This is a genomic window from Pseudomonas sp. (assembly GCF_032058845.1).
GTDB lineage: Bacteria > Pseudomonadota > Gammaproteobacteria > Pseudomonadales > Pseudomonadaceae > Aquipseudomonas.
In genome coordinates, this window is the sequence record NZ_DAMCCR010000012.1 from 44,086 (window position 1) to 59,651 (window position 15,566).

Below are 15,566 nucleotides of genomic sequence, written 5' to 3' on the forward strand. Positions count from 1 at the left end.
ACACAAGATGACGTTACCGCTGTTTCCGCTCAACACCGTGCTGTTCCCAGGCTGCCTGCTGGATTTGCAGATCTTCGAGGCGCGCTACCTGGACATGATCGGCCGCTGCATGAAGCGGGGCGAAGGCTTTGGCGTGGTGTGCATCGTCGAAGGCGAGCAGGTCGGCCAGGCGCCGGCCGGCGTGTCCACGGTCGGCTGCGAGGCGTTGATCCGTGACTTCGTGCAGCAGGACAACGGCCTGCTGGGTATCCGCGTGGAAGGCGGCCGGCGCTTCCAGCTGGGCGCCACCCAAGTGCTCAAGGACCAGCTGCTGGTCGGTGAGGTCGACTGGCTGGCCGAACAGGCCGACAACGCCTTGGCCGAACAGGACGACGACCTGCTGGCCCTGCTGCTGGCGCTGGGTGAACACCCGATGGTGAAGTCACTCGACATGCCCCAGGCCGTCAACGGGCGGCAATCGCTGGCCAATCAGCTGAGCTACCTGCTGCCGTTCCTGGAGCAGGACAAACTCGCGCTGCTGGCCACCGATTCGCCCGAGCAGCGCCTGGACACGATCCAGGCGCTGCTCGAACAACTGCAGGGCGAACTGTTCGCCTGAGCGGCCAGCGCCCCGGGTCAATACGAGTAGCGCAACAGGGCTGCCGGCAAGCCGTGCAAGGCGAAGAACGCGAGCAGCGCGACGCAGGCCGGCAGGATCACCCACCACACGCGCTGTGCCATGGCGGGTAACGGCTGGCGATTCTGCGCCAGGGTCAGGGTCAGGGCGCAGACGGTACAGGCGAGCAAGGTGCCGGCAAGGATGTCGGTGGGCCAGTGCGCGCCCAGGTAGACCCGCGACATGGCAATCGCCGTGGCCGGAAGGCAGGCCAGGAGCACCCAGGTCAAACGCATTCTGGGCGGTTGACCGCGGCCGGCCAGGATCGCCAGCACCAGGAAGAAGGCAAAGGACGCCGAGCTGTGCCCGCTGGGCATGCTGTAGCTGGTCAAGGGGTCGCTGAGGACCTCTGGGCGGGCGCGGGCGAACAGCCATTTCAAGGTGCCATTGCCCACGGCCGTGCCGATCAGCGCGCAGCCAGCGAAGACTGCGTGGCGCCATTGCCGGAGCAGCAGCAACAACCCGGTCAGCAGGCCGCCCAGCAGGAACTGAGTGCGGAAGTCGCCCATGCGCGTGATCATCACCAGCGTGCTGTCGAGCATCTGGCGACGGTGTTCCTGCACCAGGGTCATCACGCCCTGGTCGAAGTCATGCAGCCAGGGCCAGGCGAGAAACAGTGCGATCAGCGTCAGCAGGCACACGCCGCTGATCAGGCGCATGCCATGCCGGCGATCGCGCATGCTGATGTGCACCGTCAACGCCACCAGCGCTGCCAGGGCGCCGACAACGATGCCCGCCTGGGGCCAGAAGTGTTCTGGCAAGGGCAGCCGAATCGCGGCCCCTGTGGCCCAGCCCGGCAACAGATAGGCCACCGACCAGCCAGCGGCGGCCACCAGGCTGACGGCAATGAAACGCAGCAGCGGCATGTCGAACATGCCCGCCACCATGGGCAGCATGGGGCGTAGCGGGCCGATGAAGCGGCCTACCAACAGGCTGGCGATGCCGTAACGCTGGAAATAGGTTTCCGCGCTGCCGATCCACTCCGGGTGATGGCGCAGAAGAGGCAATCGGCGGATGTTCTGATGGAAATACTTGCCGATGGTGTAAGAAATGGCGTCACCCAACAGCCCGCCGGCAAAGCCCAGCAGCAGGGTCTCACCCAGGGTGAACGCACCACTGCCCGCGAGCACCGCGACGCCGAACAGCAACACGGTACCCGGCACGATGATCCCGGCGATGGCCAGGCACTCGACGCAAGCGATCAGGAAAATGGCGATACCCAGCCACTGTGGGTTGGCGCTGAGCCAGGTGGTAAGGCTGTCGAGCCATTGGCCCATGATTTCAGCTTCCTTCGTTCGAAGTGGGACGGTTCAGAGTGGAGCGGGTCGGCGCGGCGCAGGTCAGGATGGCAAAGTCCCGCCCTTCGACTTGCCCCCTGCGCAGCGGGTTCCGTGTGCAGAAGCGGGCGTACTCGGCATCGACGAAACGGTAGGGCAGGTGTTCGTCGCGGCCCTGGGGGATGCCCAGGCGCGTGGTCTGAATCACCTCGCTCACCTCGGCTGCGCAATCCTCGACGTAGAGGCGCTGCGGGTCGAAACGCCGGGCGTCCCATTGCGGCACTTTCAGGCCCAGGGCGCGGCACAGCAGGGTTTGCCCGGCACACAGGCGCTCTGGCGGGCGCAGATTGCCGCTGGCGTCGGGGTTGTTCAGCTGCATGCGAGCCAGGCTGTTGGCATCGCTCAAGGCATCTGTCCAGGGGTAGGCGGACTTGATCAGCACGGCGTTGCCCGGGCCGTGGGCACTGAAGTTGAGCGAATCGCCACCGCGGGCGTAGTACATGTAGATGTGCCCGCCATCGAGAAACAGTGCCTTGCGCTTTTCGGTGAAGCCCAGCGACGCATGGCTGCCTTTGTCGCTGAGGTAATAGGCCTCGGTTTCGATGATGCGCGCCGCCAGCCAGAGGTCGCCCTGCCGGTGGCGGATGACCTTGCCGAGCAGGTCCCGTGCCAGGGTCTGGGCGTCGCGGTCGAAGAAGCTGTCCGGCAAAGCCAGGGACGGAAGAACGGCAGGGGTCGTCATGCGGGCGAGGCGTCCGGGCGAAAAGACCGAATCATAGCAATGAATACCTCGCCCCTGCGCGGGCCCTTGTTCCTGTGAAGTGGGCTGTCATTACGCAAGCGCGAGGTCGTTGCACGCCCTTAAATGCGGACTGAACGGCGCATGCAGGGCAATAAATAGGAAAGAAATCGGAACAATCCGATACCTGCCGTTACATCTTTCTGACGCTGTGTGCGCCACATTTACGACCATCCGCCACCCACTGCTGGGCGGATACCGGCGCGCCAGCTATAATCAGCCGATTTCCCCTTCGCCAAGACACCGAACCCATGACTGAGTCCGTTCTTGACTACATGACCCGCTTGGGTCGCGCCGCCCGCGAGGCCTCCCGGGTCATCGGCCGTGCCAGCACTGCGCAGAAGAACCGCGCCCTGCTGGCCGCCGCTGCCGCGTTGGACGCTGCCCGCGCCGAGCTCACCGCCGCGAACGAACAGGACCTGGCCGCCGGTCGCGCCAATGGCCTGGAACCGGCACTGCTCGATCGCCTGGCGCTGACCCCGGCACGCATCGACGGCATGATCACCGGCCTGCGCCAAGTCGCGGCGCTGCCTGATCCTGTGGGTGCGATCCGCGACATGAGTCACCGGCCTTCGGGCATTCAGGTCGGCAAGATGCGCGTCCCGCTGGGGGTCATCGGCATCATCTACGAGTCGCGCCCGAACGTGACCATCGACGCTGCCAGCCTGTGCCTGAAGTCGGGTAATGCGACCATCCTGCGTGGCGGTTCCGAAGCCATTCATTCCAACCGCGCCATCGCCGTGTGCATCCAGCGCGGCCTGGCCGAAGCCGGTTTGCCGGCTGCGGTGGTGCAAGTGGTCGAAACCACCGACCGCGAAGCCGTCGGCGCCCTGATCACGATGCCTGCGTACGTCGATGTCATCGTGCCGCGCGGTGGCCGTGGCCTAATCGAGCGCATCAGCCGCGACGCGCGCGTGCCGGTCATCAAGCACCTCGACGGCATCTGTCACGTGTACGTGGCCGAGCACGCCGAACTGGACAAGGCCCAGCGCATCGCCTTCAACGCCAAGACCTACCGCTACGGCATCTGCGGCGCCATGGAAACCCTGCTGGTCGACCAGCGTGTGGCCCAGGCCTTTCTGCCGGGCATGGCCGAAGCCTTCATCGAGAAGGGCGTGGAGCTGCGCGGTTGCGAACGCACCCTGGCCATCATCGATGCCCGCCCGGCCAGCGAAGACGACTGGCACACCGAATACCTGGCGCCGATCCTGTCGATTCGCATCGTCGAGGGTCTCGACCAGGCCATCGAACACATCAACCATTACGGCTCGCACCACACCGATGCCATCGTCACCGAGCACCAGGGCCAGGCCCGTCGCTTCATGACCGAGGTCGATTCGGCGTCGGTGATGATCAACGCGCCAACCTGTTTCGCTGACGGCTTCGAATACGGTCTGGGCGCGGAAATCGGCATTTCCACCGATAAGCTGCACGCCCGCGGCCCGGTCGGCCTCGAAGGCCTGACCTGCGAGAAGTACGTGGTGATCGGCGACGGTCAGCTGCGCGGCCAGGAGCCGAGCTGAGTTGACTCAAGCCCTCGCAGCCCGACGCATTGGCATTCTGGGTGGAACCTTCGACCCGGTGCACATCGGCCACCTGCGCAGCGCGCTGGAAGTGGCCGAGCTGATGCAGCTGGATGAACTGCGCCTGCTGCCCAATGCGCGCCCGCCACACCGCGATACCCCCCAGGTCACGCCGGAAAACCGGCTGGCCATGGTGCGCAGCGCGGTGGTGAATGCGCCGCAACTGAGCGTCGATGCCCGCGAGCTGACCCGCGACAAACCGTCGTACACCATCGACACCCTCGAATCGCTGCGCGCTGAGCTGGCGCCCGAGGATCAGTTGTTCCTGGTGCTGGGCTGGGACGCCTTTTGCGGCTTGCCCGGCTGGCATCGCTGGGAAGAGCTGCTGCAACACTGTCACATCCTGGTCCTGCAACGGCCGGATGCCGACGTAGAACCTCCTTTTGAGCTGCGCAACCTGTTGGCTGCGCGCTCGCAGAGCGATCCCACCGCCATGTCCGGCCCGGCGGGGCACATTTCGTTCGTCTGGCAGACACCGCTTGCGGTGTCCGCCACGCAGATCCGACAGCTGCTGGCCAGCGGCAAGTCGGTGCGGTTCCTGGTGCCGGACGCAGTACTGGCCTACATAGAGGCGCACGACCTGTACCGTGCGTCTAACTGAAGGTGCCACGGGCACCTCACTCAACACGTTGAACGAGTTTGATATGACCAAGCAGAAAATCCACGGCGAAGAACTGGTCGAGCTGACCAAGGCCGCGCTGGAAGACGTCAAGGCCCAAGACATCCAGGTGATCGACGTTCGCGACAAACACAGCCTCACCGACTACATGATCATCGCCACCGGTACTTCCAACCGGCAGATCAACGCGATGCTGGAAAAGGTCCGTGAAGCGGTCAAGGCCAAGGGCGCACAGCCGCTGGGCGAAGAAGGCAAGGGCGACAGCGACTGGGTGCTTCTGGACCTCAACGACGTCATCGTGCACATGATGACCGCCGCTGCCCGCCAGTTCTACGACCTGGAGCGCCTGTGGGTCGGTGCCGAGCAGAGCCGTGCCGCCGATGGCAAGCACCACAGCCCTGAGAACACCACGCACGACTACTTCGAAAAGCTCAAGGATCGGGAATAGGTCAGCGCTGTGCGTCTGCGCCTGATCGCGGTCGGTTCGCGCATGCCCAAGTGGGTCGAGGAAGGCTGGCACGAATACGCCAAGCGCCTGCCCACCGAGATGGCGCTCGAACTGGTAGAAATCCCGCTGAACACCCGTGGCAAGAATGCCGACGTCGCTCGCCTGATTCGTCAGGAGGGCGACGCCATGCTGAGCAAGGTGCAGCCGGGTGAACGCATCGTCACGCTCGAAGTGCACGGCAAGCCGTGGAGCACCGAGCAGTTGGCCGGGGAAATGGATCGCTGGCGCCTCGATGCGCGTACCGTCAACCTGATGGTGGGCGGGCCGGAGGGCCTGGCGCCGCAGGTGTGCGCGCGGGCCGAACAGCGCTGGTCGCTGTCACCGCTGACGCTGCCGCACCCGTTGGTAAGGATACTGATCGGCGAACAGATCTACCGCGCCTGGACCGTGCTGTCCGGGCATCCCTACCATAAATAGCCTGTAAGCCTGACCGATGTCGCAGCCGATCCGCCTCAAGGACCACGAGAAAGACGCCCGTCTGGTGCGCAAACGCGTCGTGGTCGGCGCGGTGGCGATCATGCTGCTCATCAGCGTGCTGATCGTGCGCCTGTACTATTTGCAGGTCATTCAGTACGACTACCACTCCACCTTGTCGGAGAACAATCGGGTGCACGTGCAGCCGATTCCGCCTACCCGCGGGCTGATCTACGACCGCAACGGGGTGATCGTCGCTGACAACCGGCCCAGCTTCAGCCTGAGCATGACCCGCGAGCGCGCCGGGGGTGACTGGCAGCAGGTGCTCGACACCATCGTCGAGGTGCTGCAACTCACCGAAGACGACCGCGTCCTGTTCGAGAAACGCATGCGTCAGGGCCGGCGGCCGTTCGAGCCGGTGCCGATCCTCTTCGAGCTCACCGAGGAACAGATCGCCCGGGTGGCGGTGAACCAGTTCCGCCTGCCCGGTGTGGAAGTGGTCGCGCAGCTCGTACGGCATTACCCGCAGGGCGCGCACTTCGCGCATTCGGTCGGCTATGTCGGGCGGATCAACGAGAAGGAACTCAAGACCCTCGACCCGGTGAACTACAGCGGCACTCACCATATTGGCAAGACCGGCATCGAACGCTTCTACGAGCCGGCCTTGCACGGCCAGGTCGGTTATGAGGAAGTCGAGACCAACGCCCGTGGCCGCGTCCTGCGGGTGCTCAAGCGCACCGACCCGAAACCGGGCAAGGACATCGTCCTGAGCCTGGACATCAAGCTGCAGGAAGCCGCCGAGCTGGCGCTCGGCGGGCGACGTGGCGCCATCGTGGCGCTGGACCCGCGCACCGGCGAGGTGCTGGCGATGGTCAGCCAGCCGAGCTTCGACCCCAACCTGTTCGTCACCGGCATCAGCTTCAAGGCCTATGCCGAGCTGCGCGATTCCATCGACCGGCCGCTGTTCAACCGCGTGTTGCGCGGCCTGTACCCGCCCGGTTCGACCATCAAGCCGGCGGTGGCCATCGCAGGCCTGGACAGCGGTGTGGTCAATGCCAGCAGCCGGGTGTTCGACCCGGGCTACTACCAGCTGCCCAACTACGACCACAAGTACCGCAACTGGAACCGCAGCGGCGATGGCTGGGTCGATCTGGACGCGGCGATCATGCGCTCCAACGACACCTACTTCTACGACCTGGCGCACAAGATGGGCATTGACCGGTTGTCCAGCTACATGGGCAAGTTCGGCATCGGCCAAAGGGTCTCGCTGGACATGTTCGAAGAGTCCGCCGGGCTCATGCCGTCGCGCGAATGGAAACGCGCCACGCGCCGCCAGGCCTGGTTCCCCGGTGAAACGCTGATCCTCGGCATCGGCCAGGGCTACATGCAGGCCACACCGCTGCAACTGGCCCAGGCCACTGCGCTGATCGCCAACAAAGGCGTGTGGAACCGTCCGCACCTGGCCAAGACCATCGAGGGCGAGCCCCCGGTGGACGACAATCCGATCGAGAACATCGTCCTGCGCGACAAGTCCGACTGGGCCAAGGTCACCCATGGCATGGAGCAGGTGATGCAGAACGCCCGCGGCACCGCACGCAAGGCCGCCGCTGGGGCCCAGTACCGCATCGCCGGCAAGAGCGGCACCGCGCAGGTGGTGGCGATTCGTCAGGGCGAGAAGTACGACCGCAACAAGCTTCAGGAGCGTCACCGCGACCACGCGCTGTTCGTCGCCTTCGCCCCGGCCGAAAAGCCCGAGATCGTCATTTCGGTGATGGTCGAGAACGGCGAGTCCGGCTCCGGCGTGGCCGCGCCCGTGGTGCGCCAGATCATGGATGCCTGGCTGCTAGATGAAAACGGCCGGCTCAAGACCGCCCCCGTGCCTGCCACCGTTGCCGAGGAACCGGCCCCGTGATGAACAATTTCGACCGTATGCTCTCCAGCGAAGACGTCATGCGTCGGCGCGCGAGCTTTCTGCAGCGCATCCACATCGATGGTCCGCTGCTGCTGATTCTCCTGACCCTGGCTGCCGGCAGCCTGTTCGTGCTGTATTCGGCCAGTGGCAAGAACTGGGACCTGCTGCTCAAGCAGGCCACCTCGTTCGGCATCGGCCTGGTGTCGATGTTCGTCATCGCCCAGCTCGAGCCGCGCTTCATGGCGCGCTGGGTGCCCCTGGCGTACATCGTCGGGGTGCTGTTGCTGGTGGTGGTGGATGTCATGGGCCACAACGCCATGGGCGCCACGCGCTGGATCAACATCCCCGGGGTGATCCGCTTCCAGCCCTCGGAATTCATGAAGATCATCATGCCGGCGACCATCGCCTGGTACCTGGCCAAGCGCACCTTGCCCCCGCACCTCAAGCACGTGCTGATCAGCCTGGTGCTGATCGGCGTGCCGTTCATCCTGATCGTGCGCCAGCCTGACCTGGGCACCGCGCTGCTGATCCTGGCGTCCGGTGCGTTCGTGCTGTTCATGGGCGGATTGCGCTGGCGCTGGATCGTCAGCGTGATCGCCGCCGCCGTGCCAGTGGCGGTGGCGATGTGGTTCTTCGTCATGCACGACTACCAGAAGCAGCGCGTGCTGACCTTCCTCGACCCGGAGAGCGATCCGCTGGGCACGGGCTGGAACATCATCCAGTCCAAGGCCGCCATCGGCTCGGGCGGGGTGTTCGGCAAGGGCTGGCTGCTGGGCACCCAGTCGCACCTGGACTTCCTCCCGGAAAGCCACACCGACTTCATCATCGCTGTGCTCGGCGAGGAATTCGGCCTGGTGGGCATCTGCCTGCTGCTGATCATCTACCTGTTGCTGATCGGCCGCGGCCTGGTGATCACCGCCCAGGCGCAGACCCTCTACGGCAAGTTGCTGGCCGGCAGCCTGACCATGACGTTCTTCGTGTACGTGTTCGTCAATATCGGTATGGTGAGCGGCCTTCTGCCGGTGGTGGGGGTGCCGTTGCCCTTCATCAGCTATGGCGGAACTTCATTGGTGACGCTGCTGTCAGCGTTTGGCGTTTTGATGTCGATCCACACGCACCGCAAGTGGATCGCACAGGTTTGAATAAGGTGAAGAATTACATGCAAGTCGTGCGTGGCTGGGTGGCTCGTCAGATGCCGTGGATCGGTGCATTGGGATTGCTGGGCGCAACTGCGCACGCCAGTGCAGGCGATTATGACGGCTCACCGCAGGTGGATGCCTTCGTCGCCGAAATGACCCGCGACTACGGCTTTGCCCCCGAGCAACTGCACGCGGTGTTCGCCGAGGTCGAGCGCAAGCAGTCGATCCTCGATGCCATCTCCCGGCCGGCCGAACGGGTCAAGCCGTGGAAGGACTACCGGCCAATGTTCCTCACCGATGCGCGCATCGCCCGTGGCGTGGACTTCTGGCGCCAGCACGAGGCGACCCTGGCGCAGGCCGAGCTGACCTTTGGCGTGCCGGCCCAGGTGATCGTGGCGATCATTGGCGTGGAAACCTTCTTTGGCCGCAATACCGGCAACTACCGGGTCATCGACGCGCTGTCGACATTGGGCTTCGACTACCCGCCGCGGGCCGACTTCTTCCGCAAGGAACTGCGCGAGTACCTGCTGCTGGCCCGCGATCAACAGGTCGATCCACTGACCCTCAAAGGCTCCTACGCCGGCGCCATGGGCCTGCCGCAATTCATGCCCAGCAGCTTCCGCGCCTACGCGGTGGACTTCGACGGCGATGGCCACATCAATATCTGGAACAACGCCGACGACGCCATCGGCAGTGTCGGCAGCTACTTCCAGCATCATGGCTGGGTCGAAGGCGAGGCAGTGGTGAGCCGCGCTCAGGTGAGCGGCGCGCGTGCCGACCAGGGGCTGACCCAGGGCATCGATCCGGCCAGCACGGTGGGTCAGTTGCGCGCGCTGGGATGGTCGAGTCATGATGCGCTGCCCGATGATCTGCCGGTCACGGCGTTCCGTCTCGAGGGCGATCAGGGCCCTGAATACTGGATGGGCCTGAAGAATTTCTATGCGATCACTCGCTATAACCGCAGCGTGATGTATGCCATGGCGGTGCATCAGCTTTCCGAACAGCTGGTCAAGGCACGAGGCGTCAAGTAAATGCGCGAACTCTTCACAGCCAATACCTTGAAAGTGTTGGGCTGCCTGACGGCGGCGCTGGTCCTGGCGAGCTGTTCATCCAGCCGCCCCGCGACCACCAGCAAGCCGCAGAAAGGCGGTGCCATCGTGCGTGCCCAGCCAGGTCTGGACATCAACCGTGCGCACAAGGACGGCGCGCCCTGGTGGGACGTCGACGTCAACAAGATTCCCGATGCCACGCCGACCCTGCACACCGGTGCCTACAAGGCCAACCCCTATACCGTGCTGGGCAAGACCTACTACCCGGTGCAGCAGTTCGCCAACTACCGCGCCGAGGGCACGGCGTCCTGGTACGGCACCAAGTTCCACGGGCAGAATACTGCCAATGGCGAGGTCTACGACCTGTACGGCATGAGCGCGGCGCACAAGACCCTGCCGCTGCCGGCCTACGTGCGCGTGACCAACCTCGACAACCAGCGCTCGGTGATCTTGCGGGTCAATGACCGTGGGCCGTTCTATTCCGACCGCATCATCGACTTGTCCTACGCCGCCGCGAAAAAGCTCGGCTATGCCGAGATCGGCACTGCGCGGGTGCGCGTCGAAGGCATCGACCCGCAGCAGTGGTGGGCGCAGCGCGGTCGTGCGGCACCTCTGGTGCTGAAAGAGCCGCAGGTTGCCCAGACTCAACCGCTGCCGGCCAGCACCGGCACGGTCGAGCAATGGACGCCGCCGCCGCAGCAGCATGCTGCGGCCGTGGTGCCGGTGCAGGTGGCCAGCAGCAACACGCCGGCCAACAGCGGCGCGATGTTCCTTCAGGTGGGCGCCTTCGCCAACCCGGATGCGGCCGAACTGCTGCGCTCCAAGCTCAGCACCATGGTCAGCGCGCCGGTGTTCATCAGCTCCATCGTGCGTAACCAGCAGACCTTGCACCGCGTACGCCTCGGGCCGATCAACAGCCAGGGTGACGTCCAGCAGATGCAGGACAGCGTGCGCCTGGCCAACCTCGGCCAGGCCAAGCTGGTCACGGCAGACTGAGTGAATCTGTCGGTTTTGTCATGAACCCACGGGCACGGCCATGTACAATGGCCGTTTTTGCCCGCCAGCCCCTGGCGCTGTGAACATCGATGCGGGGGCGTGGTCAGGTGAGCGGGCCATGTACCGCCCCAGCACACGAACATCAGACCTTTAGCGATTTACGAGAGACGGATGAACATCACCAAACTAGCCCAACGCCTATGCCTGCCCGTGCTGCTGATGATCATGCCTGCTGCCTTTGCGGCAGAGCAGATGATGCCAGCGCCTCCACAACTGGCCGCCAAGTCCTATGTGCTGATGGATGCCTCGAGCGGCAACGTGCTGGTCGAGAACAACGGTGACGAACGTCTGCCGCCTGCCAGCCTGACCAAACTGATGACCGCCTACATCGCTACCCTCGACATCCGTCGCGGGCAGATCGGCGAGAACGATCCGGTCACCGTCAGCGAAAACGCCTGGCGCACCGGTGGCTCACGCATGTTCATCAAGGTGGGCAGCCAGGTCACCGTCAGCGACCTGCTGCACGGCATCATCATCCAGTCCGGCAACGACGCCTCGGTGGCGCTGTCCGAGCACATCGCCGGCAGCGAAGACGCCTTCGCCGACATGATGAACAAGACCGCCGCTGACCTGGGCATGAGCAACAGCCACTTCATGAACCCGACCGGTCTGCCGAACCCCGAGCATTACTCGTCGGCCCATGACATGGCGGTACTGGCGCGCGCGATCATCAACGAAGATCCGGCCCACTACGCCATCTACTCGCAGAAAGAGTTCTTCTGGAACAACATCAAGCAGCCCAACCGCAACCTGCTGCTGTGGCGCGACAAGACCGTCGACGGTCTGAAAACCGGCCATACCGAGGAAGCGGGCTACTGCATGGTGTCGTCGGCAGTGCGTGATGGCCAGCGCCTGATCGCCGTCGTGTTCGGCACCAACAGCGAGCAGTCCCGTGCTGCCGAAACCCAGAAGCTGCTGACCTACGGTTTCCGCTTCTTCGAAACCCAGACCTTCTACCAGAAGGGCACCGAACTGGCCCAGGCGCCGGTCTGGAAGGGCGCCACCTCGCAAGTCAAGGCAGGCCTGGCCAACGACCTGACCATGACCATGCCCAAAGGCCAGCTCAAGCGCCTGCAGGCTTCAATGACCCTCAATCCACAACTGACCGCGCCGATTGCCCAGGGCGATGTGATCGGCAAAGTGGAAGTGAAACTGGATGACAAGGTCGTGCACAGCGCTGACCTGATCGCGCTGGACGCGGTCGAGGAAGGTGGTTTCATTCGTCGTATGTGGGATAGCATTCGGCTATTCTTCTATGGCTTGTTCAACTGATACGTGACCCCGGCAAGCCCCCGCCAGCCGCGGGGGCTTTGTTGTTGCCACGGCTTACGAGGCCGTTTCCGCCATGAGCGAACCAGACGTCAAGTCGCACAAGATCGAATTTCCCTGCGCCGATTACCCGATCAAGGTCATCGGCGACACCGTGGTCAACTTCCGCGACACGGTGATCGAAATCCTCAAGAAGTACGCTGAAGTCGACCTGTCCACCCTGGCCGAGCGCCAGAGCAAGGAAGGCAAGTACACCACCGTGCAACTGCACATCGTGGCGACCAGCGAAGACCAGTTGCACGACATCAACAGCGCCCTGCGCGCGACCGGCATCGTGAAAATGGTGTTGTGATGCCCGCATGCCTGGGCTTTCGCGACCTTGGCCTGCAGCCGTATGAACCGGTGCTCGAGGCCATGCGTCGCTTTACCGGGCAGCGTAATGCCGATACACCCGATGAAATCTGGCTGGTCGAGCACCTGCCGGTGTTCACCCAGGGCCAGGCCGGCAAGCCCGAGCACCTGATGCTCACCGGCGATATTCCGGTGGTGCACACCGAGCGCGGTGGTCAGGTCACCTATCACGGCCCTGGCCAGTTGGTGGCCTACCTGTTGCTGGATGTGCGTCGCCTGGGTATCGGTGTGCGCGAACTGGTCAGCCGTATCGAAGACAGCCTGGTGGCGTTGTTGGCCAGTTATCAGGTGCAGGCTGCAGCCAAGCCTGATGCGCCCGGTGTGTATGTCGATGGCGCAAAAATCGCCTCCCTGGGCCTGCGCATCCGTAATGGCTGTGCGTTCCATGGTCTGGCGCTGAACGTCGACATGGACCTGGCGCCGTTTCGCCGAATCAACCCCTGCGGGTATGCGGGGCTGGCCATGACCCAGCTGCGCGACCACACAGGCCCGATCGAACTCGACGAGGTCAGGACAAGGCTGCGCGAACAGCTGGTCAAGCACCTCGACTACGCAGAGCAGACGACCCTCACGGGCGGAATCGACTGAATATGACAACTGTGCAAGAAGCCGTGCCGAACCTCATCGCCACCGACGCGCCGTCACGTCCGGCCCCGAAAAAGGTCGAAGCGGGCGTCAAGCTGCGCGGTGCCGACAAGGTCGCGCGCATCCCGGTGAAGATCATCCCCACCACCGAGCTGCCGAAAAAGCCCGACTGGATTCGCGTGCGCATTCCGGTATCGCCCGAGGTAGACCGCATCAAGCAGCTGCTGCGCAAGCACAAGCTGCACAGCGTCTGTGAAGAGGCCTCCTGCCCGAACCTGGGCGAGTGCTTCTCCGGTGGCACCGCCACCTTCATGATCATGGGCGACATCTGCACCCGCCGTTGCCCGTTCTGTGACGTTGGCCACGGCCGTCCGCGTGCGCTGGACGCCGACGAGCCGAAGAACCTCGCCGTGGCCATCGCCGACCTGCGCTTGAAGTACGTGGTGATCACCTCGGTCGACCGTGACGACCTGCGTGACGGTGGTGCCCAGCACTTTGCCGACTGCATCCGTGAGATCCGCGCCCTGTCACCCGGCGTTCAGCTCGAAACGCTGGTGCCCGACTACCGCGGGCGCATGGACGTGGCCTTGGAAATCACCGCCAACGAGCCGCCGGATGTGTTCAACCACAACCTCGAGACCGTGCCGCGCCTGTACAAGGCTGCACGCCCGGGTTCGGACTACGACTGGTCGCTCGACCTGTTGCAGAAATTCAAGCAGATGGTCCCGCACGTGCCGACCAAGTCGGGCCTGATGCTCGGCCTGGGCGAGACCGACGAAGAAGTCATCGAAGTGATGCACCGCATGCGTGAGCACGAGATCGACATGCTCACCCTCGGCCAGTACCTGCAGCCCTCGCGCAACCACCTGCCGGTGCAGCGCTTCGTGCACCCTGACACCTTTGCCTGGTTCGCCGAAGAAGGCTACAAGATGGGCTTCAAGAACGTCGCCTCCGGGCCGTTGGTGCGCTCGTCGTACCACGCGGACCAGCAAGCTCACGAAGCCAAGATCAAGCTCTGATCGCGACGTGTGCTGACAGTGCCGATGTGTGCCGCGAGGTACCATCGGCATTTTTCGTTCAGGGCCTTTGCCTGCAGGAGTGGATATGAAGTGTGTCGAACCCGTGGTCGCTCGCCTGCCCAAGGCGCTGCAGGCTGGCGCTTGTCTTGCCGTGGTGGCGCCTGCAGGGCCGGCGCGGCTGGATCTTGAAAAAGCCCGCCAGTGGTTCGCCCAGCGTGGCTACCGCTGCCGGTTCTACCCCAGCGTTGAGCAGACCGAGGGTTACCTGGCAGGCAGCGACGAGCAGCGTGCGCAAGACCTGCACGAGGCCTTTGCTGATCCCGCCATCGACGCCATTCTGTGCATGCGTGGCGGCTACGGCAGCATGCGCGTGCTGGATCGCCTGGATTTCGAACTCATCGGCCGCCATCCCAAGCCGCTGATCGGCTATAGCGACATCACCGCCTTGCACACTGCCCTCCAGCGGCATGCGGGGTTGATCACGTTCCATGGCGGGATGCTCAATGCCGACCTGTTGGGCGGCAAGGCCGAGCCGACTGAATCGTCGTTGTTGCAGCAGTTGTCAGGTCAGGTGGGTGAGGGCGCGCAGATTGCTCATCCTGCGGCCTGGCCGCTGACGCAGGTGTGTCCGGGCGCGGCAAGCGGAGTGTTGCTCGGCGGCAACCTGTCGATGTTAGGCGCAACCATGGGCACCGTGGCGGAAGTCGAGCTGGACGGCAGCATTCTGTTCATCGAAGACGTCAACGAACCGCTGTACCGCGTCGATCGCCTGCTGACGCAACTGCGTCTGGCCGGCAAGCTTGAACAGGTGAACGGGGTGCTGGTGGGGGATTTCGCCGGTATCACGGTGCAGGCCATGACCCCTCTGCTGCGCGCAATCTTCGGTCCCTTGGACATCCCGGTGCTGGCCGGCTGGCGCAGTGGGCACTGCGACCCGAACCTGTGTTTGCCGTTGGGTGCGCGGGTGCGGTTGGACAGTGCGGCGAAAACGCTGACGTTGCAGCAGGATCTGTTTGGAGTTTGAGGGGGCGGACGCCTAAGGGTGGCTAAAGCATCACCTGGAGCGCATTTTCTGCACTGATGAGGCTCTGCCGCCATTGCGATGACTGTGTGTGCGACCATGGCCGCGCTGGGCAGCGCAGCCTAAGGTCGGCAAAGCCGGCCTGATTCAGACGCCGCGAAACAACAGGGAATGTAGCAGCTTAAGGTCGGCTGCGCCGCCCATCGCGGCTGACCGGAGCGCCGGACCGGCCGCCCCCACAGTCCCCTGG

16 protein-coding genes are annotated in these 15,566 nt (G+C 64.2%); 14 read left to right on the top strand and 2 right to left on the bottom strand.

Annotation, left to right across the window (positions count from 1 at the left end; translation table 11 throughout):
* The first annotated feature begins 7 nt into the window (after positions 1–7).
* Positions 8–598 carry an LON peptidase substrate-binding domain-containing protein gene (locus RT028_RS04205; RefSeq protein WP_312932779.1) on the top strand — a complete coding sequence of 197 codons (591 nt, stop codon included), beginning with the start codon at positions 8–10 and terminating at the stop codon, positions 596–598.
* A gap of 17 nt (positions 599–615) precedes the next feature.
* On the opposite strand, the gene RT028_RS04210 is transcribed toward RT028_RS04205, so the two are convergent.
* A complete protein-coding gene (locus RT028_RS04210) occupies positions 616–1,932 on the bottom strand; it encodes a bifunctional DedA family/phosphatase PAP2 family protein (RefSeq protein WP_312932780.1) in 1,317 nt (438 codons plus the stop codon).
* Positions 1,933–1,936: 4 nt separating this feature from the next.
* Positions 1,937–2,674 (bottom strand): DNA-3-methyladenine glycosylase, encoded by a 738-nt coding sequence (locus tag RT028_RS04215; RefSeq protein ID WP_312932782.1) that lies wholly within the window; start codon positions 2,672–2,674, stop codon positions 1,937–1,939.
* Positions 2,675–2,982: 308 nt separating this feature from the next.
* Here RT028_RS04215 and RT028_RS04220 point away from each other — a divergent pair, with 308 nt between their 5' ends.
* The 13 genes from RT028_RS04220 to RT028_RS04280 all read left to right on the top strand — a co-directional run bounded on the left by RT028_RS04220 (position 2,983) and on the right by RT028_RS04280 (position 15,319).
* Positions 2,983–4,254 carry a glutamate-5-semialdehyde dehydrogenase gene (locus RT028_RS04220; protein WP_312932784.1) on the top strand — a complete coding sequence of 424 codons (1,272 nt, stop codon included), beginning with the start codon at positions 2,983–2,985 and terminating at the stop codon, positions 4,252–4,254.
* A 1-nt stretch (position 4,255) separates the two neighbouring features.
* The gene (gene nadD / locus RT028_RS04225; RefSeq protein WP_312932786.1) at positions 4,256–4,915 is read left to right on the top strand and encodes a nicotinate-nucleotide adenylyltransferase; all 660 of its coding nucleotides are present in this window, start codon (positions 4,256–4,258) and stop codon (positions 4,913–4,915) included.
* A 43-nt stretch (positions 4,916–4,958) separates the two neighbouring features.
* Positions 4,959–5,381 (top strand): ribosome silencing factor, encoded by a 423-nt coding sequence (gene rsfS / locus RT028_RS04230; RefSeq protein WP_312932788.1) that lies wholly within the window; start codon positions 4,959–4,961, stop codon positions 5,379–5,381.
* A gap of 9 nt (positions 5,382–5,390) precedes the next feature.
* Complete coding sequence (rlmH, locus tag RT028_RS04235) at positions 5,391–5,858, top strand: 23S rRNA (pseudouridine(1915)-N(3))-methyltransferase RlmH (protein WP_312932790.1); 468 nt, start codon at positions 5,391–5,393, stop codon at positions 5,856–5,858.
* A 16-nt stretch (positions 5,859–5,874) separates the two neighbouring features.
* Positions 5,875–7,767 (top strand): penicillin-binding protein 2, encoded by a 1,893-nt coding sequence (mrdA, locus tag RT028_RS04240; RefSeq protein ID WP_312932792.1) that lies wholly within the window; start codon positions 5,875–5,877, stop codon positions 7,765–7,767.
* Positions 7,768–7,805: 38 nt separating this feature from the next.
* Positions 7,806–8,909, top strand: a complete 1,104-nt coding sequence (rodA, locus tag RT028_RS04245) for a rod shape-determining protein RodA (protein WP_312932814.1) — start codon at positions 7,806–7,808, stop codon at positions 8,907–8,909.
* 17 nt (positions 8,910–8,926) lie between these two features.
* Positions 8,927–9,937, top strand: a complete 1,011-nt coding sequence (mltB, locus tag RT028_RS04250) for a lytic murein transglycosylase B (protein ID WP_312932794.1) — start codon at positions 8,927–8,929, stop codon at positions 9,935–9,937.
* Positions 9,938–10,951: a septal ring lytic transglycosylase RlpA family protein gene (locus tag RT028_RS04255; protein ID WP_312932796.1), complete on the top strand. Its 1,014-nt coding sequence runs from the start codon at positions 9,938–9,940 to the stop codon at positions 10,949–10,951.
* A 171-nt stretch (positions 10,952–11,122) separates the two neighbouring features.
* Positions 11,123–12,283, top strand: coding sequence for a D-alanyl-D-alanine carboxypeptidase family protein (locus RT028_RS04260; protein ID WP_312932798.1), 1,161 nt, complete (start codon positions 11,123–11,125; stop codon positions 12,281–12,283).
* Between the two features lie 73 nt (positions 12,284–12,356).
* Positions 12,357–12,632: a DUF493 domain-containing protein gene (locus RT028_RS04265; protein WP_312932800.1), complete on the top strand. Its 276-nt coding sequence runs from the start codon at positions 12,357–12,359 to the stop codon at positions 12,630–12,632.
* Positions 12,632–13,279 (top strand): lipoyl(octanoyl) transferase LipB, encoded by a 648-nt coding sequence (lipB, locus tag RT028_RS04270; RefSeq protein WP_312932802.1) that lies wholly within the window; start codon positions 12,632–12,634, stop codon positions 13,277–13,279. Before RT028_RS04265 ends, lipB begins: the two co-directional genes overlap by 1 nt.
* A 2-nt stretch (positions 13,280–13,281) precedes the next feature.
* Positions 13,282–14,295, top strand: coding sequence for a lipoyl synthase (lipA, locus tag RT028_RS04275; RefSeq protein ID WP_312932804.1), 1,014 nt, complete (start codon positions 13,282–13,284; stop codon positions 14,293–14,295).
* A gap of 85 nt (positions 14,296–14,380) precedes the next feature.
* On the top strand, positions 14,381–15,319 hold the full coding sequence (locus tag RT028_RS04280) for an LD-carboxypeptidase (RefSeq protein ID WP_312932806.1): 939 nt from the start codon (positions 14,381–14,383) through the stop codon (positions 15,317–15,319).
* Positions 15,320–15,566: the final 247 nt, after the last annotated feature.